Origin of the sequence: Streptomyces sp. NPDC001744 (assembly GCF_042892575.1) — a bacterium.
In the GTDB taxonomy this organism is placed as follows: Bacteria; Actinomycetota; Actinomycetes; order Streptomycetales; family Streptomycetaceae; genus Streptomyces.
This window is the reverse complement of the sequence record NZ_JBIAUG010000013.1, coordinates 31691-55501: the sequence shown is the minus strand read 5'-3', so window position 1 is coordinate 55501 and position 23811 is coordinate 31691. Positions and strand designations below refer to the sequence as shown.

The following is a 23811-nucleotide window of genomic DNA, read 5'->3' as shown; positions in this document are numbered from 1 at the left end:
CCGGGGTACGTCCCGGTCCCGGCCCCCGTCCCGTACGCCCCGGCCCCGGGCCCGCCGTACGCCCCGGTCCCGGCCCCCGTTCCGTCATGGGCCCCCGTTCCGTCATGCGTCCCGTACGCCCCGGCTCCCGAGCCGCCGTACGTCCCCGCCTCCGCCTCCCGCGGCGCGTCCAGCGTCACGTACGGCCTGATCCGGAGCGGATCGAAGTCCTCGGCCGCCGCCGGCTCCGCCCGGGCGCAGGCGCAGCCAGGTCTGTGTACACCGCATTCAGGACAGACGTGTCCGGTCATGATGGAGTCCCCTCCCGATACCAATGCGAGCGATTATGCAGCCCACCCCCTCCCTGCGGGGGAACGGGCGTGCCCTTCCGCAGGCCATAACCGGACATTCGGACCAGGATGGAGGAGCTGTCCGAGGTGAACTCTCCGGGGACCCGTCCCGGGAGACGTACGAGGAGACGAGACGACCATGGCCCAGGACCTACGCCCGTCCCCGCCCGGCGCCCCCGCGCCGGGAGAGGCGCAGAGCCACCGCACCGTCCTCGTCGCGATCGGCGCGCTGCTGCTCGGCATGCTGCTCGCCGCGCTCGACCAGACCATCGTCTCCACCGCGCTGCCGACCATCGTCAGCGAGCTGGGCGGCATGGAACACCTCTCCTGGGTGGTCACCGCCTACATGCTGGCGTCCACCGCCGCCACCCCCCTCTGGGGCAAACTGGGCGACCAGTACGGACGCAAGAAGCTCTTCCAGTCGGCCATCGTCATCTTCCTGATCGGCTCGGCCCTCTGCGGCATCGCCCAGAACATGCCGCAGCTCATCGCCTTCCGCGCGGTGCAGGGCCTCGGCGGCGGCGGGCTCATGGTCCTGTCCATGGCGATCGTCGGCGACCTCGTCCCGCCCCGGGAGCGCGGCAAGTACCAGGGTCTCTTCGGCGCCGTCTTCGGCGCCACCAGCGTCCTCGGCCCCCTCCTCGGCGGCCTCTTCACCGAGCACCTCTCCTGGCGCTGGGTCTTCTACATCAACCTGCCGGTCGGGGTCGTCGCCCTCTTCGTGATCGCCGCCGTGCTCCACATCCCGGTCCGCTCCACGAAGCACACCATCGACTACCTCGGCACCTTCCTCATCGCCTCGGTCGCCACCTGCCTGGTCCTGGTCGCCTCCCTCGGCGGCACCACCTGGGCCTGGGGCTCGGCGCAGATCATCGGCCTCGCCGTCCTCGGCGTCGTCCTCCTCGTCTGGTTCGTGCGCGTCGAGCGCCGGGCCGCCGAGCCCGTGCTGCCGCTCAAGCTGTTCCGCGTCCGGACCTTCACCCTCGTCTCGCTCATCAGCTTCGTCGTCGGCTTCGCGATGTTCGGGGCGATGACCTACCTGCCGACCTTCCTCCAGGTGGTCCGGGGCATCACCCCGACCATGTCCGGCGTGCACATGCTGCCCATGGTCCTCGGCCTGCTGCTCACCTCGACCGCCTCCGGCCAGATCGTCACCCGCACCGGCCGCTGGAAGGTCTTCCCGATCGCCGGCACCGCCCTCACCGCCGTCGGACTGCTCCTCCTCCACCGCCTGACGGAGACCAGCTCCACCTGGGAGATGAGCGTCTACTTCTTCGTCTTCGGCGCCGGGCTCGGCCTCGTCATGCAGGTCCTCGTCCTCGTCGTGCAGAACGCCGTCTCCTACGAGGACCTCGGCGTCGCCACCTCCGGAGCCACCTTCTTCCGCTCCATCGGCGCGTCCTTCGGCGTCGCCGTCTTCGGCACGATCTTCACCAACCGGCTCACCGGCAAGCTCGAAGACGTCTTCGCCGCGGCGGGACCGAACGTCCCGCCCGGCACCGGCCCCGGGCAGGTCGCGGCCGACCCGCGCGCCCTCACCCAGCTCCCGCCGAGCCTGCGCCCCGCCGTGCTCCACGCGTACGCCACGTCCATCACCGACGTCTTCCTGTACGCGTCGCCCGTCGTCCTCGTCGCCTTCGTCGTCGCCTGGTTCCTCAAGGAGGACCGGCTCCGCACCTCGGTCACCGCGCCCGACACCACCCAGACCCTCGCCTCCAACCCGGTCGAACGCTCCTCGTACGACGAGTGCGCCCGCGCCCTCTCCGTCCTCGGCTCCCGCGAGGGGCGCAAGGCGATCTACGAGAGGATCACCGCCCGCGCCGGACTCGACCTGCTGCCCGCCGCGAGCTGGCTGCTGCTGCGCATCCGCCGGCACGGCACTGTCGAACCGGCCCGGCTCGCCGAGACCACCCCCGTACCGCTGCGGGTGATCACCGAGGCGTCCCGGCAGGTGGAGGAGCGCCACCTGGTCGCCCGGGAGGGCGTCCAGCTGTTCCTCACCGAGGAGGGCGTACGGGTGACGACGCTGCTCGCCGAGGCGCGGGAGGAGTCGCTCGCCGAACTCCTCGGCGACTGGTGGGGGCCCGACCGGCCCACCGACCTGGTGAAACTGGTGGAGGAACTGACGTCCGAGCTGAACGGCTCGGACAGCGACCGCCCCCACACCCCGCAACCGCCCCGCGACCACCGCGGGTGAACGGACGGCCGCCGCCGGGACCACCGCCGTACCGGACGTCACCGCCCGGACCGCCGTCGTACCGGACGCCCGCCGCCGGACCGCCGCCGCGCCGGGCGCCCGCGCGGGGACCGGCTCGGTGCGTCAGAGCTCCTTGCCGTACCAGACCTCCATGTACGGGCCGGTGCAGTACGCCGGTATCTCCGCGTACCCGTGCCGCACGTACAGGCGTCGCGCCTCGATCAGGTCCAGGCGCGTGTTGAGGACCGTCCGGCGGGCGCCGAGCGCGCGGGCCGCGTCCTCCAGGCCCTCCATCAGGAGGCCGGCGCCGCCGAGGCCGCGGAACGCGTGGCGGACGAAGACCCGGGTCAGCTCGGCGCGCTCCCCGTCCAGGAGCAGCACGCCGCCGCAGGCGGCCGGCTTCCCCCCGTAGTGCCCGACGAGGAACTGCCCGGTGGGCGGGGCGAGCAGGTCGAGCCCCTCGTTCAGCATCTCGTCGTCGTACTCGTCCTCGGCCAGGACACGGCGGAAGTACCGCCCGGCGACGTCGCCGTAGTAGTCACGGCGGAGGGCGGTGGCATCGGGGGTGCCGACGGGCTCGGGGGCGAAGGACCAGGTCATGCGCGCCATTGTGCGGCGCGCACGACCGGCGACGCACCCGGATTGAACCGCCGGGCGCGGCTCAGCCCTTGGGGGCCGCCTGCTGGACGACCTCGAACGACCACAGGGTGGACCCGGACGCGGCGGGCTTCGGCCGCTCGCCGCCCTCGCCGCCGCCCTGGTGGGCGGCGCGCATGGAACCGTTCATCCAGTTCTGGAAGTCCTCCTCGCTGCGCCAGCGGGTGTACACCAGGTACTGGTCGGTGCCCTCCACGGGGCGCAGCAGCTCGAACCACTCGAAGCCGTCGGAGCCCTCCACGGCCCCGGCCCGCGAGGCGAAGCGCCGCTCCAGCACCTCGCGCTGCTCGGCCGGCACGGTCAGGACGTTGATCTTCACGATGCTCATGAAGGGCAGGATATGACTCCTCCTCCCGTTCCCCGCGCGGACGCCGTCCGCGCCCTCGCCGCGCGCTGGCTGCCCCGGCTCGGGGACGGTGACTTCGTCGTCTCGCCGGCCGGGCTGTGGCTGGCGCTCGGGGCCGTCGCGGCCGGGGCGCGGGGGCGTACCGCCGAGGAGTTGCGCGGTCTGCTCGGGGTCGCGGGGGAGGAGGCCGCCGGGGCCGTGACCGTCGCGGGGCGGCGGCTCGCGGCCACGGGCGGGCTCGCGGTGGGTACGGGGGTGTGGGCCCGGGTGCCGGTCCGCGAGGAGTACCGGCGGGGGCTGCCCGGCGTGCGGTTCGGGGAGCTGCGCGGGGACGCGCAGGCCGTTCTCGACGCGTGGGTGCGGGAGGCCACCGGCGGCCGGATCGACGGACTGCCGCTCGGTCTCGACGGTTCCGAGGCCCTCGTCCTGCTCAACGCGCTCGCCCTCAAGGCGTCCTGGCGGACCGCCTTTCCCGCGCACCTCACCCGCGACGAGCCCTTCACCGACGGCCGTGGTGCCGTCCGGCCCGTGCCGACCATGCGGCGGCGGGTTCCCGCCGCGTGGGCCTGGCGCGTCGGCGGGGCCACCGTGGTCGAGCTGCCCTGTGCGGGGGAGGACGCCGCCCTGGTGCGGTTCGTGCTCGGCGCGGAGGGGGCCGGGCCCGCCGGGACGCTGCCCGCCGCCTGGGCCGCGCCCGGCGGGCGGGAGGGGTTCGCCGCCGACGCCGTCGACCTCTCCCTGCCGCGCTTCACCCTCCGCACGCGGACCGGGGTGGACGCGCACCTGGCGGCGCTCGGCGTCGTCCGGGCCCTGCGCCCCGGCGCCGACTTCGCGGGCCTGACCCCCGACCCGGCCGGTCTCTTCGTCGACGAGGTGGTGCAGGAGGCGGTGGTCGAGGTCGCCGAGGAGGGCGTCGAGGCGGCGGCCGTCACCGCCGTGCGGATGGCCCGGAGCGCGTCCGCGCCCCGGCGGGAGGCGGTGGAACGGATCGCCTTCGACCGGCCCTTCGGCGTCGTCGTCCTCGACGCCACCGGCGAGGTGCCGCTCTTCGCGGGGTGGCGGTCGGGCACCGGCCCGTCGTGACCCCGCCGGCGGGGCGACCGGCCGCCCGGCCGCCCCGCCCGCGCGAGCCGCGCCCTGCTCCACCACCCGCGCTCCTACTCCACCACCCGCGCGAGCAGCAGCCCGTCGTGGCCCTTCGTGCCGACCGTCTGGAACGCCGTGGCGTCCAGGCGCGGTTCGCGGGCGATCAGGTCGAACATCTCGCGGATGCCCGTGACGGCCGGGTCGTCCGGGTGCTCGGTGGCGACCCTGCCGTCCCGCACCACGTTGTCGACCACGATCAGGGTGCCCGGCCGGGAGAGCTTCAGGGCCCACTCCACGTAGCGCGGGTTGTTGGCCTTGTCGGCGTCGACGAAGACGAGGTCGAACGGGCCCGCCCCCTCCGCCCCGATCTCCGGCAGGCTGTCCAGGGCCGCGCCCGTCCGCACCTCCACCAGCCCGTCCAGGCCGGCGCGGGCGATGTTGGCGCGGGCCACCTCCGCGTGGGCCGGGTCGTACTCCAGGGTGATGAGCCGGCCGTCGGCGGGCAGCGCGCGGGCCAGCCAGATCGTGCTGTAGCCGCCGAGGGTGCCGATCTCCAGGATCTTCCGGGCGCCCTGCGTCCGGGCGAGCAGGTGGAGCAGTTTGCCCTGGTTGGGGGCGACGGCGATCTCCGGCAGTCCGGCCGCCGCCGAGTCGGCGAGCGCGGCGGACAGCGCCTCGTCGTCCGGGACGAGCAGGTCGGTGACGTACTGGTCCACGGCGGTCCATCGGGGGTTCGTCATGCGGCCGAACGTACACCCGCGCCGGCGTCCGCACGGCGCCGTGACGCCCGTACGAGCAGGAGCGCCGTGACGGCCGCGAGCAGCAGGCCGCCGCCCACCGTCAGGAGCCAGGCGGGAACGCCGGCGACGGTCAGCAGCCGGTCGGTGTACACGACCCGGCGGTACGGGGTGTCGGCCACCCGCCGCAGGTGGTGGTCGTCGTCGATCCGCTCCGGGTGCGGGAACCGCTGCTCCAGGACGGTCAGATGGACCGGTCCGCCGCCCGCGAGCGCGGCCACGGTGCCCCCGGGACGCTCGATCCGGCCGGCGAAGGTCACCTCGGGGCGGTCGCCGCCGATGGGGGAGCGGGGCTCCATCCGGTGGTCCGCGAGGACGGAGAGGCCGAGGGACTGGGGGGTCTTCGCGAGCCGGGAGAGCCGCATGGGGTAGACGAGTTCGGGCGAGGCGAAGACGATGCGCAGCGGGGTGAGTTCGCCGCGCAGGACCGCGCCCTTCTCCCGGGGCGCGAGGCGGACCGCGACGTACTCCCACTTCCGCTCGACGTACGGCCGGAGTTCGGCGGTGAGCCGGTCGGGCAGGGCGAAGCCGTTGGTGCGGAGCCAGTCGCCGAGGGCGTCCGGGTCGGTGGCGGTCAGCCGGGCCACGTCGAAGGGGCCGAGCCGTTCGCGGCCGACGACGCCGACGCCCCCGCCGGGGGGCGCGCCGGCCCCGACCCCGTCGCCGCGTCCGCCGCCGAAGGGCCAGTCGTCCTCGCGCGGCCAGAAGTGGAAGCGGTCGCGCCGCTCGGGCGCGGTGAGCCGGGCCAGCTCGCCGAAGAGCGCCGGGTCGCCGAGGGTGACGCCGGCCCGGCTCGGCACCGGCATGACCCAGGCGGCCCGTTCGGCGTCGCCGTTCACCCGGAAGCGCATGACGACGGTCTCGGTGCGCCCGTCCCAGCGGACGGCCGACTCCTCGCGGTCGACGCCGATGCGCCGGGACGCGTCCGGGATCATGGCGCCGCAGCCGCAGGCGTACGCCGGTGCGACGAGCGAGCCGAGCTGGAGCGCGAGCAGCGCGACGACGAGCGTCAGGATTCTGGTGGCCGGGCGGCGGCGTGTCTCCCCCATGGCGGCTCAGACGCGGCGGGCGGGATTCCGGTTCCGTACGGGCGTTCGGCGCCCGGGAACGCGGCAGGCCCCGCTCCTCCGTGCGGAGGGCGGGGCCGTGCGGGTGCGCGGTGCGGCGGGTTTCTCAGTACCAGCCGTGGGTCTGCCAGAACGCCCAGGCGGCGTTCGGGGAGCCGTAGCGCTCGTTCATGTAGTTGAGGCCCCACTTGATCTGGGTGGCGGGGTTCGTCTTCCAGTCGGAGCCGGCCGAGGACATCTTCGAGGCCGGCAGGGCCTGGACCAGGCCGTAGGCGCCGCTGGAGGAGTTGGTGGCCTTGTGGTTCCAGCCGGACTCGTGGGCCACGATCTTGCTGAAGGAGGCGTACTGCGAGGAGGGGACGATCTGTCGCGCGACATCCTGCGGGCTGGCGGCCGAGGCCGCGCCCGTCGTGCCGAGCACCGCACCCGACGCGCCCAGCAGCACGGCTGCGGAGGCGGCGAAGGTCTTCTTGCGGGCGGCGACACGGGTGGTGAGCGAGCGGATCAAGGTTTCTACCTAACTTCGGGGACAAGGTCGCGCCGGGCGTTCCGGGCCGTCCGGAACCAGACCCCGGAGGACCCGGGAACTGGAGGGAACCGGTCGACCGGGGCGGTGCGGTGGGCACCGGCTGCCTGGCGACGTCCACCAGAGAAGCAGGACGGGAACCCCCGGCGCAACGACCCCCTGTACGAGGAAGCCTCGGACCCGGGAAGAAGGTCCCGGGAGGGCTATGGGGTATTTCAGCAGGTCGCGGGCGGTTGCATGGGCATTTGTACCGTTATGCCCCCTACTAGGGCCGGTCGTACGTGACCTGGGTCCTATGGCACGGCTCACTCCGGGAGGGCTCTTCCGGGCCCTCGAATGTGACCCGGGCCTCGAAGTTCGCCCGCCGTGTGGCCCGCCGCAGCGCCCTGAGGAGGGTGCCGCCGACCGTGAGCGTGAGGACGACGGTGAGCACGGCCCGGCCGAGGTCCCAGCCGAGGGAGGTGGTGGTGACGTACGCGAGGAAGCGGACCAGGTTCTCGTGGAGCGGGGCGCCCGGCCGGAAGGAGATGCCGCTGCCCAGGCCCTGGAGCAGGACCCAGCCCTGGAGGTTCATGACCGTTCCGTACGCGAAGGCCGCCGCGAACCCGTACGCGGAGAGCATCAGCAGCTCCGCCCGGCCCCGCAGGCCCCGCTGCCCCGGCAGCAGTCCGGCCCCCATCGTGAACCAGCCCATCGCCAGCATCTGGAACGGCATCCAGGGGCCCACGCCGCCCGTGAGCAGCGCGGACGCGAACATCGTCACCGCGCCCAGGACGAAGCCGAAGCCCGGACCCAGGACCCGGCCGCTCAGCACCATCAGGAAGAACATCGGCTCCAGGCCGGCCGTCCCCGCCCCCAGCGGGCGCAGCGCCGCCCCCACGGCGGCGAGCACGCCCAGCATCGCGACCGCCTTGGCGTCCATGCCGGAGTCCGCGATCGTCGCCACCACCACCGCGACGAGCAGCGGCAGCAGCGCGGCGAACAGCCACGGGGCGTCACCGGCGTGCGACGTCACCGCCGAGCCGGCGTCCGCGAACAGGGGCCAGCAGAAGGCGCCGATCCCGATCAGGGAGACGAGGGCGAGGGCGGCGACCGAACGGGGGCCGAGGCGGAGGGGGCGGGCGCTCATTCCGCTCCCTCCGGCCCCGCCAGCGCCCGCTCCACCTGCTCGACCGTGAGCCACGGCCGCGGGGCCAGGATCTTGGCCACCTGCGGCGAGAACGCGGGCGAGGAGACGACGACCTCGGCCGTCGGGCCGTCCGCGACGACCTCGCCGTCCGCGACGATCACCACCCGGTGCACCAGCTCGGCCGCCAGCTCCACGTCGTGCGTGGCGAGCACGACGGCGTGCCCGTCCGCCGCGAGGGCGCGCAGGTGCGCGACCAGGCGGGCCTTGGCCGCGTAGTCCAGGCCCCGGGTCGGCTCGTCGAGGAGGAGGAGCGGCGGGCGGGCGGTCAGGACGACGGCGAGCGCGAGGGCGAGCCGCTGGCCCTCGGACAGGTCCCGGGGATGGGTGTCGTCCGTGACGCCCGGCAGCAGCTCGGACACCAGGGCCCGGCAGGTTCCGTCCGCCGCGCCCGCGTCCGCGTCGGCCGCCGCGCACTCGGCGGCGACGGTGTCCGCGTAGAGGAGGTCCCTCGGCTCCTGCGGCACCAGACCGACCCGGCGGATCAGCTCGCGCGGGTCGGTGGCGTGCGGGGCCCGGCCCGCGATCCGGACGGTGCCGGAGGTGGGGGCGATCATGCCGACGAGGGCGGAGAGGAGGGTCGACTTCCCGGCGCCGTTCCGTCCCATGAGCGCGACGGTCTCGCCGGGGGCGACCCTCAGGTCGATCCCGCGGAGGGCTTCCACGCGGCCCCGGCGGACGCCGAGGGAGTCGACGAGGACGAGGGGGGCGGGAGGGGAGGAAGGAGTGAGGGGGGAGGCGGGAGCCCCGCCCGTCCGTGCCCGTTCCGGCCGCCACCGTCGCGAGAGGAAGGGGAACCCCCCGCCCCGCTTCCCGCCGGGCCCGGAGTCCGGGACGGCACCCCGGCCGGAGTCCGGGACGGCACCCCGGCCGGAGGAGGAAGAAGAGGAAGAAGAAAGGGAGGAGACGGGACGGGGAGCGGGGTCCACCGGGACCCGGCCCTCCAGGCGGGCCTTCAGGTCCCCCGCCCTCCGCCGCGCGTCCCGCACCGTCAGGGGGAGCGGTGACCACCCCGCCACCCGGCCCAGCGACACCACCGGCGGACGGACCGGCGAGACGGCCATGACCTCGGACGGCGGACCCATCAGCGCCTCCGGCAGGAGGAGGACCCGGTCCGCGTACTGGACGACGCGTTCGAGGCGGTGCTCCGCGAGGAGGACCGTCGTGCCGAGGTCGTGGACCAGGCGCTGGAGGACCGCGAGGACGTCCTCCGCCGCCGACGGGTCGAGCGCGGAGGTCGGCTCGTCGAGGACGAGGACCTTGGGGTGCGGGGTGAGGACGGAGCCGATCGCGACCCGCTGGCGCTGGCCGCCGGAGAGCGTGGCGATCGGCCGGTCGCGGAGCTCGGCGAGGCCGAGGAGGTCCAGGGTCTCCTCGACCCGGCGCCGCATGACGCCGGGCGCGAGCCCCAGGGACTCCATCCCGTACGCCAGCTCGTCCTCGACCGTGTCGGTGACGAAGTGGGCCGACGGGTCCTGGCCGACCGTGCCCACCACGTCCGCCAGCTCGCGCGGCGGGTGCGTGCGCGTGTCGCGGCCGTCCACCGTCACCCGGCCGGTCAGGGTGCCGCCCGTGAAGTGGGGGACGAGACCGGAGACCGCGCCGAGGAGGGTCGACTTGCCGACGCCCGAGGGCCCCACCAGGAGGACGAGTTCCCCCTCGGGGACGGTGAGGTCGAGGTTCCGCAGCGTGGGCTCGGCGTCCTCCTCGTACCTCACCGAGACGTTCTCGAAGCGGATCACGGACTCTCCTCGGGTACGGGGGCCACGAACGCGGGCACCAGGCCCACCAGGACCGACACGGCCGGCCAGAGCGGCAGGGCGGGGGCGACCAGGGGGACGACCCCCGGGTGCAGCGCCTCCGGGGCGTACGCGTTCGCCCGGATCATCAGGACCGCGACCGCCACCCCCGAGCCCGCCACCAGCCAGGCCCGCGCACCCCACCGGTCGGGCCGGTACCGGGTCCGCACCGTCCGGCGCCCGCCGAGCCGGAGCCCGGCCACGGCGGCGAGGACCCCGGCGCCGAGCAGCGGGAGGCCGTACCCCGCGCCCTCCGCCGCGAGCAGCCCGTACGAGCCGGCGCAGATGCCGAGGAGACCGCCGAGGGTCAGGACGTTCGTGGTGCGGCGCACGGACGCGGGGACGCGGGCCGTCCGCCCGTAGCCCCGCGCGTCCATGGAGGCCGCCACCGCGATCGAGCGTTCGAGGGCCCCCTCCAGGACCGGCAGGCCGATCCGGAGGACCGCCCGGACCCCGCCCGTGGGGCGGCCCCGCAGCCGGCGGGCGGTCCGCAGCCGGGCCACGTCGGCGACCATGTTCGGCGCGAAGGTCATCGCCACGACGACGGCGACCCCCGCCTCGTACAGCGCTCCCGGCAGCGACTTGAGCAGCCGCGCCGGGTTGGCGAGCGCGTTCGCGGCGCCCACGCAGATCAGCAGGGTCGCCAGCTTCGCGCCGTCGTACACCGCGAACAGCAGCTGTTCGGCCGTCACCCGGCCCCCGATCCGCACCCCCCGCGCCCAGTCGGGCAGCGGCACCTCGGGCAGCGTGAACAGGGGGTGGGTGCCCGGGACCGGGGAGCCGAGGAGGAGGGAGAAGAGGACGCGGAGGGCCACCACGAACAGGCCCAGCTTCACGAACGCGCCGTACGAGCGGGCCCACGGCGCGTCCGTGCGGCGGGCCGCGACGACGTACCCGGCGACCCCGACGACCAGGCCGAGCAGGAGCGGGTTCGTGGTGCGGGAGGCGGCGACGGCCAGACCGAGCGCCCACAGCCACCACGCCCCCGCGTGCAGGGCGTTGGCCCGGCTCGCCACGGGGGCCGTGAGCGCGCCGCGGAACGCGCCGCGACGGGGTGCGGTGCTGCGGGGGGCGGTGCTCATCCGCGGTGGCGGGCCTTCCAGATCGCCGCCCCGCCGAGGGCCAGGACGGCCGCCCCGCCGGCCAGCACGCCGACGGACGGGCCGCCGCCCGGCTTCCCGGCGGCCGTGGGCGCGGCCGGGGCGGGGGACTCCTCGCCGACCGGCTCGCCGCAGCCCCGCGCCGGGTAGCCCGCGATCCCGCAGAGCATGCCCCCGCTGTCGTACCGCAGCGGTTTCACCACGGCGGCCAGCGCCTCCGCGCCCGTCGCGCCGTCGCGGACCCGCGCGCAGCCGGTCCTGACCGGCCGCGCCGGGGGGGCCTCGCCCGGCGGGGCGTCGGCCGGGCCGCCGAAGTCGACGACGACCGCGATCCGCCGCGTGCCGTCCTTCTCCGCCACGCCCGCGCAGATCCCCGCGAAGTCCGGGGCGGCGGAGGGCCGGGAGGCGCTGTCGGCCTCCCGGCCGACCGCGAAGCGGAAGCCGATCGTGTCGCCGTCGGCGGGACGGGCGGTCGCCGGCCCCTGGGTGGCGTACGCCCAGGGCCTGCCGGTCCCGCCCTCCCAGAACGACCAGTAGCGGTAGCCGGTGGCGTGCGCCGGGGCGGCCACCGCCCCGGCGAGGGTCAGGAGCACTCCGGCGGCGGCGCCCGCGGCCCCGGCCCTGCGGAAGGCGACGGCGGTCACTTCTTGCGGCCGCTCACGTAGAAGCCGATGCCGACGCCGACGAGCGTGCCGATGCCGATGATCCACCAGAGGTCGAAGCCGCGGCCCTCGTCGTCGCTGGTGGAGGAGGCGGAGGTGTCGGGGCTCTTGGGCGCGGGGCCGACGGCGTTGAGCTGCTCGACCAGGTCGGCCGTGCCGAACTCGCGCGGGTCGGTCTCCGTCGCGCGGGCGGCCAGGATCAACTGGGCGTAGGCGGCCGGGCCGCCCTCCTTCGCCCAGGCGGCGGAGTTCTTCTCCAACCACTCCAGGGCGGGCTTGGCCTGCTTGGCCGCGCCGGCGGCGGCGAGCGCCACGACGGCGTCGGCGGTGTTGCCGACGTCGGGCTGCCCGGTGGTGGCGGTGGTGCCGGTGGCGCCCGGCATCGGCGGCAGGGTGAGGTGGCCGGTCTTCGCGAGGGCCCCGGCCAGGTAGGAGGCGCCGTTCAGGGCGGCCCGCTCGGCGGTCGGCTTCGTCAGGTCGGCGCAGGCCGGCGGCTGGTCGGGGGACGCCTTGGTGGCGACGAGGCTCTTGCCCAGCCCGGCGAGGGTGGCGGCGGCGGTCGCGTCGGCGTTGGCGACCAGCTTCCCGTCCTTGTCCGGCTGGTAGGCGAAGGCGCCGGGACCCTCCTTGTCGGTGCAGGGCAGTGCGAAGGAGAGGAGCGCGTCGTAGGGGGTGCGGCCCTTGGCGGAGACGAACGAGACGGGCCGCACGCCGGTCGCGGCGAGCGCGCCGACGACGACCGAGGTGGAGTTGGCGTCGCCGGCGCCACCGGGGCTGTAGCTCCAGCCGCCGTCCTCGTTCTGCACGGTCTTCAGCCAGTCGGTGCCGGCCTTGACGGCCCGGTCGGCCTTCTCCGGGGCGGCGGCCTGGCCGCGGACGGCGGCGAGCGCCTGCACGGCGACGGCGGTGGCGTTGGTGTCCCGCATCGTCTTCGCGTCGCAGGGCTTCGCGGTGTCCGCGCGGTACGAGGGGAAGGCGCCGTCGGCGCACTGCTGGCCGAGCAGCCACTCCACGGCCCGGTCGGCGGGCTGGTAGCCGGTGGCGCGCTGGGCGAGGAAGGCGAGCGACTGGCGCCAGACGCCGTCGTACGTCGGGTCCTTCGTGCCGTACAGGCCGGAGCCGGCAGAACTGGAGGAGGGGGCGGAGGCGGCGGAGGGGGCCGGGGCGGGCGCGGCGGAAGCGTGCCCGGCGGCTCCGGCGCCGAGTACGGCGACGGCGGCGGTGAGCGCGGCGGCGCGGCGGACGGTGTTCATGGAGCCCTCTCCTGCGGCCGGGCACGGCACGCCTCGGGGCACCGGGCTCGGCTCCGTATTCCTCGACGGTGCCGGCGGTCACGTCCCGGACGGGGCATTCCGGCTCGTCCCCCCGGACGGAGGGCCTCACGGCTGCGGGTCAGCGCCGGACTCGCACCGGCTTCCCCCCGCACGGGCATGATGACGACCCGCTCACTCTACCGGCCCTTACGCGCTGCTCACCCGGGGTGTGCACGGCCCCGCACCGGCCCGTGCGGACGGCGGCGGGCCCGCCGTCCCGGGGTCCGGCTTCCGCGTCCCGGCCCCTCCGCCCCTACGCGTCCCCCGCCGTCACGTCGATCAGCCGGCACACCGTCTCGATGTCGATCTTCACCTGGGCGATCGAGGACCGTCCCGACAGCCACGTGATCAGCGCCGAGTGCCAGGTGTGCTCGATCACCCGGACCACCGAGCGCCGGGCCGGCGTCGGGTGCCCGGTCCCCATCGCGTCCAGGACGATCGCGGTCGTCAGCCGCGAGACCTCGTCCACCTCGGCGCTCACGCTCCGGTCCGCGAAGATCAGCGCCCGCACCATCGCGTCGGCCAGCTGCGGCTCCCGCTGGAGCGCCCGGAAGGCCCGCATCAGGGTCTCCGCGACCCGCTCCGCCGGGTCCGCGCCCGCCGGGGGCCGCTTGCGCAGCGTGGTGTGCAGGTGCCGGAGCTGGTCCTGCATCACCGCGACGAGCAGGTGGACCTTCGACGGGAAGTAGCGGTACAGCGTGCCCAGGGCCACGCCCGCCTCCTCGGCCACCTCCCGCATCTGCACGGCGTCGAAGCCGCCCCGCGACGCGAGCCGCGTGCTGGCGTCCAGGATGCGCCGCCGCCGCTCCTCCTGGCGCTCCGTGAGGGGCGCGGCGGGGCCGTGGTCCGTGCCGTGGTCCGCTCTGTTCTCTGCGGTCATGGGATCCCGTTCCGTGCGGTGGGGAGCGGCGGTACGGCGGTGGCGCCGTGGCGCGAATCACCCGCTCCGGATCTCACCGCGGCACTACCTGCCGGTAGATTCTGTCCTCCCGGACGACCGGGCGGCGGCCGGGTCTGTAACTTGTTCTAGGTTAACGCCAGCGGTTACGCTCCGGCGAAACGCACGCTCGAAGAGGGGTCGCGCATGACCGCTGAGGCCATAGAGGCGGGCCCCCGTCCGGGCGTCACCGGAGACGGTGACGGTCCGTTGCGGATCGCCCTCCTCACGTACAAGGGGAATCCCTTCTGCGGGGGCCAGGGCGTCTACGTCCGGCACCTCTCCCGCGAACTCGCCCGCCTCGGCCACACCGTCGAGGTCATCGGCTCCCAGCCGTACCCGACGCTCGACGAGGGCGTGCCGCTCACCGAGATCGCCAGCCTCGACCTCTACCGCTCGCCGGACCCCTTCCGGACCCCGAAGCGCGACGAGTACCGCGACTGGATCGACGCCCTGGAAGTCGCCACCATGTGGACCGGCGGCTTCCCCGAGCCGCTCACCTTCTCCCTGCGGGCCCGGCGCCTGCTCGCCGCCCGCCGCGGCGACTTCGACGTCGTCCACGACAACCAGACCCTCGGGTACGGCCTCCTCGGCGGCCCCCGCGCGCTCGGCGCGCCCCTGGTCACCACGATCCACCACCCCATCACCGTCGACCGGCAGCTCGAACTCGACGCCGCCGCCGGCTGGAAGCGCCGCGCCTCCGTCCGCCGCTGGTACGCCTTCACCCGCATGCAGAAGAAGGTCGCCCGCCGCCTGCCGTCCGTGCTCACCGTCTCCGGCACCTCCCGCCAGGAGATCGTGGAGCACCTCGGCGTACGGGAGGACCGCATCCGGGTCGTCCACATCGGCGCCGACACCGGCCTCTGGTCCCCGGACCCGTCCGTCGCCGAGGTCCCCGGCCGGATCGTCACCACCTCCAGCGCCGACGTCCCCCTCAAGGGCCTGATCCACCTGATCGAGGCGCTGGCCAAGCTCCGCACGGAGAACCCCGACGCGCACCTCGTCGTCGTCGGCAGGCGCGCCGAGGACGGCCCGGTCGCGCGGGCCATCGAGCGGTACGGCCTCGAAGGCGCCGTCGAGTTCGTCAAGGGCGTCACCGACGCCGAACTCGTCGACCTCGTCCGCTCCGCCCAGGTCTCCTGCGTGCCCTCCCTGTACGAGGGGTTCTCGCTGCCCGCCGCCGAGGCCATGGCCACCGGCACCCCGCTCGTCGCCACCACCGGCGGCGCGATCCCCGAGGTCGCGGGCCCCGACGGCGAGACCTGCCTCGCGGTGCCGCCCGGCGACGCGGGCGCGCTCGCCGCCGCCCTCGGCCGGGTCCTCGGCGATCCCGGCCTGCGGGCCCGCCTCGGCGCCGCCGGCCGGGAACGGGTCCTGGAGCGCTTCACCTGGGCCCGCGCGGCCCGGGGCACCGAGGAGCTCTACCGCGAGGCCGTCGCCCGCCGCGCCCGCCGGTGACCACCGCGCACGAACCGAACGACCCCCACCCGCGCCACCCCCGTCCCGATCGCGAAGGCAGGCCCTCGTGCTGACCGTCGACTTCACCCGCTTCCCGCTCGCCCCCGGCGACCGCGTGCTCGACCTGGGCTGCGGTGCGGGCCGGCACGCCTTCGAGTGCTACCGGCGCGGCGCCCGGGTCGTGGCCCTCGACCGGAACGGCGAGGAGATCCGCGAGGTCGCCAAGTGGTTCGCCGCCATGAAGGAGGCCGGGGAGGCCCCCGCCGGGGCCACCGCCACCGCGATGGAGGGCGACGCCCTCAACCTGCCGTTCCCCGACGAGTCCTTCGACGTCGTGATCATCTCCGAGGTCATGGAGCACATCCCGGACGACAAGGGCGTGCTCGCCGAGATGGTCCGCGTCCTCAGGCCGGGCGGCCGGATCGCGGTCACCGTTCCTCGTTACGGCCCCGAGAAGGTCTGCTGGGCGCTCTCCGACGAGTACCACGAGGTCGAGGGCGGCCACATCCGCATCTACAAGGCCGACGAACTCCTCACCCGGATCCGGGAGGCCGGCCTCAGGCCGTACGGCACCCACCACGCGCACGCGCTGCACGCGCCGTACTGGTGGCTGAAGTGCGCCTTCGGCGTGGACAACGACAAGGCGCTGCCGGTCCGCGCCTACCACAAGCTCCTGGTCTGGGACATCATGAAGAAGCCCGCCCTGACCCGGGTCGCCGAGCAGCTGCTCAACCCGGTGGTCGGCAAGAGCTTCGTGGCGTACGCGACCAAGCCCCACCTGCCCGGGGCCGAGCCGTCCGGAGCCGACACCCCGTGACCTCTCCCGAGCACATCGCCGAACACCTCCTCCTGCCCGGCGTGCTCACCGCCGAGCAGGCCGCCGGGACCGTCGCCGGAATCCTCGCCGTGCAGCGCGAGGACGGCGCCATCCCCTGGTTCCGGGGCCACCACCTCGACCCGTGGGACCACACCGAGGCCGCCATGGCCCTGGACGCCGCCGGGGAGCACGCCGCCGCCGCCCGCGCCTACGCCTGGCTCGCCCGGCACCAGAACGACGACGGCTCCTGGTACGCGGCCTACGACGACGGCGACCCGGAGCGGGTCACCGACCGGAGCCGGGAGACCAACTTCGTCGCGTACGTCGCCGTCGGCGTCTGGCACCACTACCTGTCCACCGGCGACGACGCCTTCCTCGACCGGATGTGGCCCGTCGTCTACGCGGCCGTGGAGTTCGTCCTCCGCCTCCAGCAGCCCGGCGGCCAGATCGGCTGGAAGCGCGAGCCGACCGGCGAGGCCGTGACCGACGCGCTCCTCACCGGCAGCTCCTCGATCCACCAGGCCCTGCGCTGCGCCCTCGCCGTCGCCGAGGCCCGCGAGGAGCCGCAGCCGGACTGGGAGCTGGCGGCCGGTGCGCTCGGCCACGCGATCCGCCGCCACCCCGAGCGCTTCCTCGACAAGTCCCGCTACTCGATGGACTGGTACTACCCGGTCCTCGGCGGCGCGGTCACCGGCGAGGAGGCGAGGACCCGCATCGACGCGTCCTGGGACGCGTTCGTCGTGCCCGGCCTCGGCGTGCGCTGCGTGATCCCGAACCCGTGGGTCACCGGCGGCGAGAGCTGCGAACTCGCCCTCGCCCTCTGGGCGGTGGGGGAGTCCGACCGGGCCCTCACGATCCTCCAGGACATCCAGCACCTGCGGGCCCCGAACGGCATGTACTGGACGGGGTACGTCTTCGAGGGCGACCGGGCCGTCTGGCCGGAGGAGCAGACGAGCTGGACCGCCGGCTCCCTGCTGCTCGCGGTGGCGGCCCTCGGCGGCGACGAGGCCACGGTCGCCGTCTTCGGCGGCGAACGCCTCCCCACCGGCCTCGAACCCGACTGCTGCGGGGGCTGATCCCCGCCCGGACCGCCCGCGTACGGCCCGCTCGCGCGGGAACAGGGCGACGGCCCCCGACCGGAAGGGATTCCGGTCGGGGGCCGTCGTGCGGGGCCGTGCGCGAGTGCGGTCAGCCGCGCTGGATGCTGGTGGTGTCCTGGAGGACGCCGCGCCGCCCGTCCTGCGTCTGGGCCACCAGGGCCTGGCCGCGCTGGTCGACCGCCAGGTACCAGGTGCCCGGCGCCAGCTCGGCGATCGGGGCCTGGGAGCCGTCCTCCGCGTACAGCGGACGGGCGACCGGGACGGCGAACCAGAACGGGGCGAAATCCGACGACGGCTGCGCCTGTGCCTGCGGCTCGGACGGCCTCGGGTCCTGCTGCTGCGGGGCGGCGGCCGCCTGCGCGCCGAACGGCTGGCCCGCGCCGTGCGAGGCGTCCGGCTGCGCCCCGTACGGCTGCGGCGCGCCCGGGTAGCCGTAACCGCCGGGGACGCCCTGCACGCCGTGCTGGCCCCCCTGCGTGCCGTACGGCTGCGGGGCCTGCGGACGCGGCGCGCTCACCAGCGGGGCCTTGAGGGCCGGGACCAGCGGGCCGGCCACCGCGGCGGCGGCGAGGACCAGGGAGGCGATCAGGCCGAGGATCAGGGCCGGGCCGGCGTTGCCCGCCTCGAAGACCCACATGAGCAGGGTCCAGGCGGAGGCGATGGTGAACGCGGCACCGACCTGGCCGAGTTCCAGGCCGGCCACCTTGCGCTGCTGCGGCAGGGCGCGGGAGGCGACGACCAGGGCCGCGCCCGCGATGGCGAGGAGGAAGGTGCCCCAGCCGAGGTAGGACAACTCCCACGGGTTGGGGTACTCGACCTGGTCGCAGACCGCGTTGGGACCGTCACAGCCGTAGACGTCCAGGAACGAGGCGATGAACAGCACCACCGCTGCGCCGATCAGCACGCCATCGCCTCGGGTGAGGGAGCGGATATTCACGTAAGAGTCCTTCGTCGGTTCGTCGTCGCGTCGGGTGGCGCTCAAGGCCGTGGCACGGGGGGGGCGGCCCCATGGTACGGAGCGAATCTATCGCTCGCGGGTTCTACCCCACGAGGTAGGTGGCGATGCCGTCCGCGATGCCCTGGGCCGCCTTCTGCCGCCACGCCTCCGACGTGAGCAGCAGCGCGTCCTTCGGATCCCGCATATTGCCGCATTCGACGAAGACCTTGGGGACGGTCGAGAGATTCAGTCCGCCCAGATCGTCCCGTACGTCCAATCCCGTACCGGAGCCGAGGTAGTTGGCGGGGGCCGTTCCGGTGGCGCGCGCGAACCGGTCCGCGATCCGTTCGCCCAGCTCGCGGGAGGGGCCGACGATTCCCGCGGTGTCGGCGGAGCCCTCCCGGACCGGTGCGGGCAGGATCACATGGAATCCGCGGTGCCCGGCGGCCGAACCGTCCGCGTGGACGGAGACCGCGGCGTCCGCGCGGGCCTCGTTGCCGGTCCGGGCCCGCTCGTCGACGCACGGGCCCCAGGGGCGGTCGGCGTCGTGGGTGAACACCACCTCGGCGCCGCGCGCGGTGAGCAGGTCCCGCAGGCGGCGGGAGACGTCGAGGGTGAAGGCGGCCTCGGTGTACCCGGCGTTCGTGGACGTGCCCGTGGTGTCGCACTCCTTGCTCTTCGTCCCGATGTTCACCTTCCGGTTGATCTCCTCGGGGTGCCGGAAGTTGCCGGGGTTGTGCCCGGGATCGACGAGCACCGTCCGCCCGGCGAGGGGGCGGCTCCCCGGAGCGGCCGGCGGGGCGGAGGAGACCGGCGACGAGGGGGACGGGGAGGGCGTACGGCCCGGTCCCGGGCCGTTCCCGGCGCCGGAGGACTCCGGGGAGCCCGGGGCCTTCCCCGGGGACGGGAGGGTCTGCGGGGCCCCGCACCCGGCGAGCGCGGCGCAGCACCCGGCGGCGGCGAGGGCGAGGGCGAGGGTACGGCGGGCGGTCTTCCGGTGGTCGTTCGGCACCCGGAGACTTTAGGCCCTGGGCGTGGCGGAAAGCCGCAGGGGCAGGTCGCAGGTTGGTCACCGCCCGCCCATATCGGTGGACGCGTGTGCGCGGAGGGTGAAGGGTGTCCACAGGAAGCGACGGTGGGTGCCACCGTGCATGGACCCACGAGGGGGACCCGTGGTGGGGGAAGAACCGAACGACGCACGTCCCGAGCCGCAGGACGAGATCCCGCGCGCGAAGGAACCGGACCGGCCGGACCCGGCGGACCGGCCGGACCCCGGGCAGGACCGGCAGAGCCCGGCGGACCGGCCGGACCCGTGGGCCGCGCCGGCCTCCGGGACCCCGGCCCCCGATCCGCGCGTGGCCCCGCCGGCCGCGCCTCCGGCGGCCCCACCGGCGCCGGACCGGGCCCCGGCGGCACCCACGCCCGCCTTCGGACCGCCGCCCGGTACGGCGGACGCGGGGACGGGCACGGGGGCGGCCTCGCCCGGTGCCGACGCCACGGCGTCGGGCTCCGCGACCGCGCCCGCCTACGGTCCCCCCGGCTACGGCCCGCCCCCCGGCTACGGTCCCCCCGGCTACGGTCCCCCCGGCTACGGCCCGCCGCCCGGCTACGGCCCCCCGCCGCCCGCGGGGCCGCCCGCCCAGCCGCCCGGCCCCGCGAACCCGGCGCAGGCCGCCGCGATCGGCCTGCTCAACCTGTCCGGCCTCGGCCTGGGGTACGTGCTCCTCCGCAACTGGATCGGCGCCGCGCTCTGCTGGCTCGCCACCGCCGCCCTGTTGGTGGCCGCGCTCCCCGCCGACGTCGACGGCGTGCCCGCCGGCGTCCTCGTCGGCTACGGCGTCTTCCTGCTCGCCGTCGCCGCCGACGGGGCCCGGCGCGGACTGCGCGCCACCCTCCGCGCCGGCGCCTCCTTCCGGCGCCTCGCGCTGCCGCTCGCCCTGGTGCTGCTCGCCGTGCCGGCGGGCGGCTCCCTGGCGTACGGCGCGGCCCGCGACGAGGCGAGGGAGCAGGCCCTCCTCGAACGCCTCGCCGCCGCCGACACCCTGGTGAAGTCCGCCGAGGGCCTCCCCTTCGACAAGGCCGAGCCGACCTACCGCAAGGCGCTCGACGCCTACGAGGAGCTCGGCACGAAGCACGCCGGGTCGCGGGCCGGGAAGCTCGTCCCCGCGCGCCTCGACACCTACTACGAGCGGCTGTCCGCCCCGTACGGGAAGAAGGAGTACTGCGAGGCGGTCCCGCCGCTCAAGCACCTGCGGAACCTTTCCGAGACGGTCGACGAGGACCTGCTCGGCTCCCGGCCCGCCAAGACCGACGAGCCGCTGGCCGAGTCGCTCTACGCGTGCGGGACGGCCGCCCTGGGCGTCCAGACCGCCCGTCCGACCGCCAGCGAGAGCCTCAACGCGCTCTACGACACCTTCCCGAACTCCCCCCAGGCCGCCCGCGTCGAGCCGGCCGTCCGGGCGGCGATCAGGACGCGGACCACCGCCCTCGACGGCGGCTCCTCGCCCTGCGACACCACGGTCGAGCTGCGCACGCTCCGCTCCTCCCTGGACAACATGCCGCACCCGGTGCTCGAAGCCGCCACGAAGGAGGCCGCGGAGTCGGTCCAGAAGGGCGACTTCGCCTGCGGGACCGCGCAGTTCAGGAACAAGGACTACGACGACGCGGTCACGACCATGACGCAGTTCGCCAAGGACTACCCGTCCAGCCCGCAGGCCGCGTACGCCCGCACGATCGCCATCGCGGCGGAGATCGCGGACGAGGAGCCCGAGGCCGGCAAGAGCCTGCCCCCGGCGTCGCCTCCGGGCGGCACCCGGATGGTCATGGTGGTGAGCAACGACGGCCCCGGCGAGGTCGAACTGCTCTACACGGGCCCGATGACCGGCAGGGTGACGCTGAAGGCGTGCACGACCTGCACCAAGTACCCGGGCTCGCTCCGCCTGGGCGGCGAGAAGGTCAAGGCGTGCACCGGACCGTCGTCGAAGTACCCGAAGGCGACCCTGATGCTGCCCGCCGGTGACTACCACTTCCTCCAGAAGCGGGCCGCCGTCGGCACGTCGTCGGCCGGGGACACCAAGGCGAGCAAGGCGAAGATCGAACCGGGCTACACCTACACCAACTGCCTGTACGTGACGTCCGGCTTCTGACCCGGACGCGACGCGGACCCCGTGGCCGCCCCCTCACGCCGAGGGGGCGGCCACGGGCGTCCACCGGAACCGGACCCGGGCTCAGCGGCGGCGCAGCACCCGCAGCGAGCCGGTGACCGAGGCCTCCTCGAAGTCGCCCGACTCCAGGGCGCGGAGGTAGATCCGGTACGGGGCCTGGCCGCCGTCCGCCGGGTCCGGGAAGACGTCGTGGATGACGAGGAGCCCGCCGGGGGCGACCTTCGGGGCCCAGCCCTCGTAGTCGTTCACGGCGTGCTCGTCGGTGTGCCCGCCGTCCACGAAGACGAGACCGAGCTGCCCGGCCCACACCTTCGCCACCTGCGGCGACCGCCCGACGACCGCGATCACGTACTCCTCCAGACCCGCCTTGCGCAGGGTCCGCCGGAAGGTCGGCAGCGTGTCCATGAGCCCGACCTCGGGGTCCACCACGGTCGGGTCGTGGTACTCCCACCCCGGCTGCTGCTCCTCGCTGCCCCGGTGGTGGTCCACGGTGACCGCGACCGTCCCCGCCTCCCGGGCCGCCTCCGCGAGCAGGATCGTGGACCGCCCGCAGTACGTCCCGACCTCCAGGAGCGGCAGCCCCAGCTTCGCGGCCTCGGCGGCGGCCCCGTACAGCGCCAGCCCCTCCCCGACGGGCATGAACCCCTTCGCGGCCTCGAAGGCGGCAAGGATCGCGGGGGAGGGCTCGGACATGGTGACTCCTACTGGCGGGTACGCGGGTACGGGCGCCCATCGTGCCCTACGCGTCGCACTCGAACCACACCGTCTTCCCGCCGGCCGTCTCCGTCACCCCCCACCGGTCCGTCACGGCCTCCACCAGGACGAGCCCCCGGCCGCCCTCGTCCAGCGGATCGGCGGCCTTGGCGAACACCGCCCCGGACACGCCGTCCGAGACCTCCACCCGCAGCCCGTGCGGCTCCCGCAGGATGAGGACGCCGCAGCGGCGCCCCGGCACGTGCCGGACGACGTTCGCGACCAGCTCCGTGAGCGCGAGCGTCGCGGAGTCCGACAGCCGGACGAGGTCCCAGCGCGTGAGGAACATGTGCAGGATGCGACGCATGTGACCGGCGGAGTGCTCACCCACGGTGAAGCCCATGCGGTAACTCGTCGTAAGTTCCGCAGGGTAGAGGTCTGTTCCCTGATTCATGGCACCAGAGTGGACGCGTTTCGTTACGCTCGGCTACAGCCCGAACACAACGCCTCGTCGCGTCGATCTGGGGGTGACCTCGTCGTGGTCAACATCCGCAGCCTCGATCCCAGTGCCTCGCCGCTGGACTACTACGGAGCGGAATTACGCCGTCTGAGGGAGGAGGCCGGACTGAACCAGGGGCAACTCGGCTCGATCGTCTACTGCACGGGTTCGCTCATCGGCCAGATAGAGACGGCGAAGAAGGTCCCCACCAGGAAGTTCTCGGAACAACTGGACGCCGCGTTGATGACGGGCGGGACGTTCTCGCGGCTGGTGGGCCTCGTGCTGAAGAGCCAGTTGCCGACGTGGTTCCAGCCGTACGCGGAGATGGAGGCGCGGGCGACGTACATCTACTCCTTTCAGGCGGGAGTGGTGGACGGTCTGCTCCAGACACCGGAGTACGCGCGGGAGGTTCTGCGAACCCGTTCGGAGGGGGAGGACCTCGACGCCAAGGTCGCCGCTCGCGTCGAGCGACAGCGAGTGTTGGGTCGTGACACGCCGCCGTTGTGTTGGGTGGTGATGACCGAGGCAGTCCTGCGACAGGAGGTCGGCGGACGCGAGGTCATGCGAGCCCAACTCGCCCACCTCTTGCGCATGCAGGAACAGGAGTGGGTGAAGATCCAGATCCTTCCGTTCGAGGCCGGTGCGCATGCGGGGTTGATGGGCTCGTTCAACCTGCTGCGCTTCGACGACGACCCGGACATTGTCTACACCGAGGACTTCATCCAGGGGCATATGACCGCCAATCCGTCCGCCGTTCGGGAGGGGTTCCTCCGTTACGATCACTTGCGAGCGGCTGCCCTCTCCGTAGAGGAATCGGCTCAACTGATCGCCCGCATCATGGAGGAGCAGTATGGGGACCAACCAGAACCTGACGGGCGCGCCTTGGCGTAAGTCCTCGTACAGCTCGGACACCGGCGGCCAGTGCATCGAGTGCGCCCCGCTCGGCACCGCCGCCTGGCGCAAGTCCTCGTACAGCGGCGACACCGGCGGCCAGTGCGTCGAGGTCGCCGATCTCGCCGCCCACGTCGCCGTCCGGGACTCCAAGAACCCCGAAGGCCCCGCCTTCCTCGCCGCCCCGGCCGCCTTCACGGCCTTCGTGGCGGCCGCCGCCGAGGGGCGTCTCGGCCGCTGACGGTGGCGA

23 protein-coding genes and 1 riboswitch are annotated in these 23811 nt (G+C 74.5%); of the genes, 8 read left to right on the top strand and 15 right to left on the bottom strand.

What is annotated here, in order from left to right:
• Window positions 1–468 precede the first annotated feature (468 nt).
• Window positions 469–2526 (top strand): DHA2 family efflux MFS transporter permease subunit, encoded by a 2058-nt coding sequence (locus ACFYZY_RS17205; RefSeq protein ID WP_388694494.1) that lies wholly within the window; start codon window positions 469–471, stop codon window positions 2524–2526.
• Between the two features lie 123 nt (window positions 2527–2649).
• On the opposite strand, the gene ACFYZY_RS17200 is transcribed toward ACFYZY_RS17205, so the two are convergent.
• Window positions 2650–3126 (bottom strand): GNAT family N-acetyltransferase, encoded by a 477-nt coding sequence (locus ACFYZY_RS17200; RefSeq protein ID WP_388694492.1) that lies wholly within the window; start codon window positions 3124–3126, stop codon window positions 2650–2652.
• A gap of 61 nt (window positions 3127–3187) precedes the next feature.
• Window positions 3188–3511: an antibiotic biosynthesis monooxygenase family protein gene (locus ACFYZY_RS17195; RefSeq protein ID WP_388694490.1), complete on the bottom strand. Its 324-nt coding sequence runs from the start codon at window positions 3509–3511 to the stop codon at window positions 3188–3190.
• Window positions 3512–3523: 12 nt separating this feature from the next.
• On the opposite strand from ACFYZY_RS17195, the gene ACFYZY_RS17190 reads away from it, so the two are divergent.
• Entirely contained in the window at window positions 3524–4612 is a 1089-nt protein-coding gene (locus ACFYZY_RS17190; protein WP_388694488.1) for a serpin family protein, read from the top strand.
• Between the two features lie 74 nt (window positions 4613–4686).
• Here ACFYZY_RS17190 and ACFYZY_RS17185 read toward each other — a convergent pair whose 3' ends face one another.
• The 9 genes from ACFYZY_RS17185 to ACFYZY_RS17145 all read right to left on the bottom strand — a co-directional run bounded on the left by ACFYZY_RS17185 (window position 4687) and on the right by ACFYZY_RS17145 (window position 13945).
• Entirely contained in the window at window positions 4687–5355 is a 669-nt protein-coding gene (locus tag ACFYZY_RS17185) for an O-methyltransferase (protein WP_388694486.1), read from the bottom strand.
• Window positions 5352–6461, bottom strand: coding sequence for a DUF2330 domain-containing protein (locus ACFYZY_RS17180; RefSeq protein WP_388694483.1), 1110 nt, complete (start codon window positions 6459–6461; stop codon window positions 5352–5354). The genes ACFYZY_RS17185 and ACFYZY_RS17180 overlap by 4 nt, the downstream gene beginning before the upstream one ends.
• Before the next feature lie 124 nt (window positions 6462–6585).
• Window positions 6586–6987 carry a transglycosylase SLT domain-containing protein gene (locus tag ACFYZY_RS17175; protein ID WP_388694480.1) on the bottom strand — a complete coding sequence of 134 codons (402 nt, stop codon included), beginning with the start codon at window positions 6985–6987 and terminating at the stop codon, window positions 6586–6588.
• 283 nt (window positions 6988–7270) lie between these two features.
• Window positions 7271–8134, bottom strand: coding sequence for an ECF transporter S component (locus ACFYZY_RS17170; RefSeq protein WP_388694477.1), 864 nt, complete (start codon window positions 8132–8134; stop codon window positions 7271–7273).
• A complete protein-coding gene (locus ACFYZY_RS17165; protein WP_388694474.1) occupies window positions 8131–9933 on the bottom strand; it encodes an ABC transporter ATP-binding protein in 1803 nt (600 codons plus the stop codon). The genes ACFYZY_RS17170 and ACFYZY_RS17165 overlap by 4 nt, the downstream gene beginning before the upstream one ends.
• Window positions 9930–11072, bottom strand: coding sequence for an energy-coupling factor transporter transmembrane protein EcfT (locus tag ACFYZY_RS17160; RefSeq protein ID WP_388694472.1), 1143 nt, complete (start codon window positions 11070–11072; stop codon window positions 9930–9932). Before ACFYZY_RS17160 ends, ACFYZY_RS17165 begins: the two co-directional genes overlap by 4 nt.
• On the bottom strand, window positions 11069–11734 hold the full coding sequence (locus ACFYZY_RS17155) for an SCO2322 family protein (protein ID WP_388694469.1): 666 nt from the start codon (window positions 11732–11734) through the stop codon (window positions 11069–11071). The genes ACFYZY_RS17160 and ACFYZY_RS17155 overlap by 4 nt, the downstream gene beginning before the upstream one ends.
• Window positions 11731–13005: a prenyltransferase/squalene oxidase repeat-containing protein gene (locus ACFYZY_RS17150; protein ID WP_388694467.1), complete on the bottom strand. Its 1275-nt coding sequence runs from the start codon at window positions 13003–13005 to the stop codon at window positions 11731–11733. The genes ACFYZY_RS17155 and ACFYZY_RS17150 overlap by 4 nt, the downstream gene beginning before the upstream one ends.
• A 92-nt stretch (window positions 13006–13097) precedes the next feature.
• Window positions 13098–13172, bottom strand: a riboswitch (cobalamin riboswitch).
• 146 nt (window positions 13173–13318) lie between these two features.
• Window positions 13319–13945 carry a TetR family transcriptional regulator gene (locus ACFYZY_RS17145; protein ID WP_388694464.1) on the bottom strand — a complete coding sequence of 209 codons (627 nt, stop codon included), beginning with the start codon at window positions 13943–13945 and terminating at the stop codon, window positions 13319–13321.
• 204 nt (window positions 13946–14149) lie between these two features.
• Between ACFYZY_RS17145 and ACFYZY_RS17140 the strand changes: the two genes are divergently transcribed.
• The 3 genes from ACFYZY_RS17140 to ACFYZY_RS17130 all read left to right on the top strand — a co-directional run bounded on the left by ACFYZY_RS17140 (window position 14150) and on the right by ACFYZY_RS17130 (window position 17353).
• The gene (locus ACFYZY_RS17140) at window positions 14150–15460 is read left to right on the top strand and encodes a glycosyltransferase family 4 protein (protein WP_388694462.1); all 1311 of its coding nucleotides are present in this window, start codon (window positions 14150–14152) and stop codon (window positions 15458–15460) included.
• Window positions 15461–15527: 67 nt separating this feature from the next.
• Entirely contained in the window at window positions 15528–16277 is a 750-nt protein-coding gene (locus ACFYZY_RS17135; RefSeq protein ID WP_388694460.1) for a class I SAM-dependent methyltransferase, read from the top strand.
• The gene (locus ACFYZY_RS17130) at window positions 16274–17353 is read left to right on the top strand and encodes a prenyltransferase (protein ID WP_388694458.1); all 1080 of its coding nucleotides are present in this window, start codon (window positions 16274–16276) and stop codon (window positions 17351–17353) included. Before ACFYZY_RS17135 ends, ACFYZY_RS17130 begins: the two co-directional genes overlap by 4 nt.
• Window positions 17354–17465: 112 nt before the next feature.
• Here the strand turns inward: ACFYZY_RS17130 and ACFYZY_RS17125 are convergent, their stop codons facing one another.
• Window positions 17466–18314 carry a DUF5336 domain-containing protein gene (locus ACFYZY_RS17125; protein WP_388694457.1) on the bottom strand — a complete coding sequence of 283 codons (849 nt, stop codon included), beginning with the start codon at window positions 18312–18314 and terminating at the stop codon, window positions 17466–17468.
• Between the two features lie 103 nt (window positions 18315–18417).
• Window positions 18418–19326: an N-acetylmuramoyl-L-alanine amidase gene (locus tag ACFYZY_RS17120; protein ID WP_388694455.1), complete on the bottom strand. Its 909-nt coding sequence runs from the start codon at window positions 19324–19326 to the stop codon at window positions 18418–18420.
• A 163-nt stretch (window positions 19327–19489) separates the two neighbouring features.
• Between ACFYZY_RS17120 and ACFYZY_RS17115 the strand changes: the two genes are divergently transcribed.
• Complete coding sequence (locus ACFYZY_RS17115; RefSeq protein ID WP_388694452.1) at window positions 19490–21460, top strand: hypothetical protein; 1971 nt, start codon at window positions 19490–19492, stop codon at window positions 21458–21460.
• Between the two features lie 81 nt (window positions 21461–21541).
• Here the strand turns inward: ACFYZY_RS17115 and ACFYZY_RS17110 are convergent, their stop codons facing one another.
• Both ACFYZY_RS17110 and ACFYZY_RS17105 read right to left on the bottom strand, forming a co-directional pair.
• Window positions 21542–22171 (bottom strand): class I SAM-dependent methyltransferase, encoded by a 630-nt coding sequence (locus tag ACFYZY_RS17110; protein WP_388694451.1) that lies wholly within the window; start codon window positions 22169–22171, stop codon window positions 21542–21544.
• A 46-nt stretch (window positions 22172–22217) separates the two neighbouring features.
• Window positions 22218–22574 carry an ATP-binding protein gene (locus ACFYZY_RS17105; RefSeq protein WP_388694448.1) on the bottom strand — a complete coding sequence of 119 codons (357 nt, stop codon included), beginning with the start codon at window positions 22572–22574 and terminating at the stop codon, window positions 22218–22220.
• Window positions 22575–22709: 135 nt separating this feature from the next.
• On the opposite strand from ACFYZY_RS17105, the gene ACFYZY_RS17100 reads away from it, so the two are divergent.
• On the top strand, window positions 22710–23561 hold the full coding sequence (locus ACFYZY_RS17100; RefSeq protein WP_388694446.1) for a Scr1 family TA system antitoxin-like transcriptional regulator: 852 nt from the start codon (window positions 22710–22712) through the stop codon (window positions 23559–23561).
• Window positions 23521–23802: a DUF397 domain-containing protein gene (locus tag ACFYZY_RS17095; RefSeq protein ID WP_388694443.1), complete on the top strand. Its 282-nt coding sequence runs from the start codon at window positions 23521–23523 to the stop codon at window positions 23800–23802. Before ACFYZY_RS17100 ends, ACFYZY_RS17095 begins: the two co-directional genes overlap by 41 nt.
• The last annotated feature ends 9 nt before the right edge of the window (window positions 23803–23811 follow it).

What these genes read in the sequence shown, in the direction of transcription:
- ACFYZY_RS17170 (WP_388694477.1), bottom strand. Translation starts at nt 8,134, where the DNA reads ATGAGCGCCCGCCCCCTCCGCCTCGGCCCCCGTTCGGTCGCCGCCCTC.
- ACFYZY_RS17160 (WP_388694472.1), bottom strand. Translation starts at nt 11,072, where the DNA reads ATGAGCACCGCCCCCCGCAGCACCGCACCCCGTCGCGGCGCGTTCCGC.
- ACFYZY_RS17140 (WP_388694462.1), top strand. Translation starts at nt 14,150, where the DNA reads ATGACCGCTGAGGCCATAGAGGCGGGCCCCCGTCCGGGCGTCACCGGA.
- ACFYZY_RS17105 (WP_388694448.1), bottom strand. Translation starts at nt 22,574, where the DNA reads ATGGGCTTCACCGTGGGTGAGCACTCCGCCGGTCACATGCGTCGCATC.
- ACFYZY_RS17145 (WP_388694464.1), bottom strand. Translation starts at nt 13,945, where the DNA reads ATGACCGCAGAGAACAGAGCGGACCACGGCACGGACCACGGCCCCGCC.
- ACFYZY_RS17205 (WP_388694494.1), top strand. Translation starts at nt 469, where the DNA reads ATGGCCCAGGACCTACGCCCGTCCCCGCCCGGCGCCCCCGCGCCGGGA.
- ACFYZY_RS17190 (WP_388694488.1), top strand. Translation starts at nt 3,524, where the DNA reads ATGACTCCTCCTCCCGTTCCCCGCGCGGACGCCGTCCGCGCCCTCGCC.
- ACFYZY_RS17185 (WP_388694486.1), bottom strand. Translation starts at nt 5,355, where the DNA reads ATGACGAACCCCCGATGGACCGCCGTGGACCAGTACGTCACCGACCTG.
- ACFYZY_RS17095 (WP_388694443.1), top strand. Translation starts at nt 23,521, where the DNA reads ATGGGGACCAACCAGAACCTGACGGGCGCGCCTTGGCGTAAGTCCTCG.
- ACFYZY_RS17180 (WP_388694483.1), bottom strand. Translation starts at nt 6,461, where the DNA reads ATGGGGGAGACACGCCGCCGCCCGGCCACCAGAATCCTGACGCTCGTC.
- ACFYZY_RS17200 (WP_388694492.1), bottom strand. Translation starts at nt 3,126, where the DNA reads ATGACCTGGTCCTTCGCCCCCGAGCCCGTCGGCACCCCCGATGCCACC.
- ACFYZY_RS17195 (WP_388694490.1), bottom strand. Translation starts at nt 3,511, where the DNA reads ATGAGCATCGTGAAGATCAACGTCCTGACCGTGCCGGCCGAGCAGCGC.
- ACFYZY_RS17150 (WP_388694467.1), bottom strand. Translation starts at nt 13,005, where the DNA reads ATGAACACCGTCCGCCGCGCCGCCGCGCTCACCGCCGCCGTCGCCGTA.
- ACFYZY_RS17110 (WP_388694451.1), bottom strand. Translation starts at nt 22,171, where the DNA reads ATGTCCGAGCCCTCCCCCGCGATCCTTGCCGCCTTCGAGGCCGCGAAG.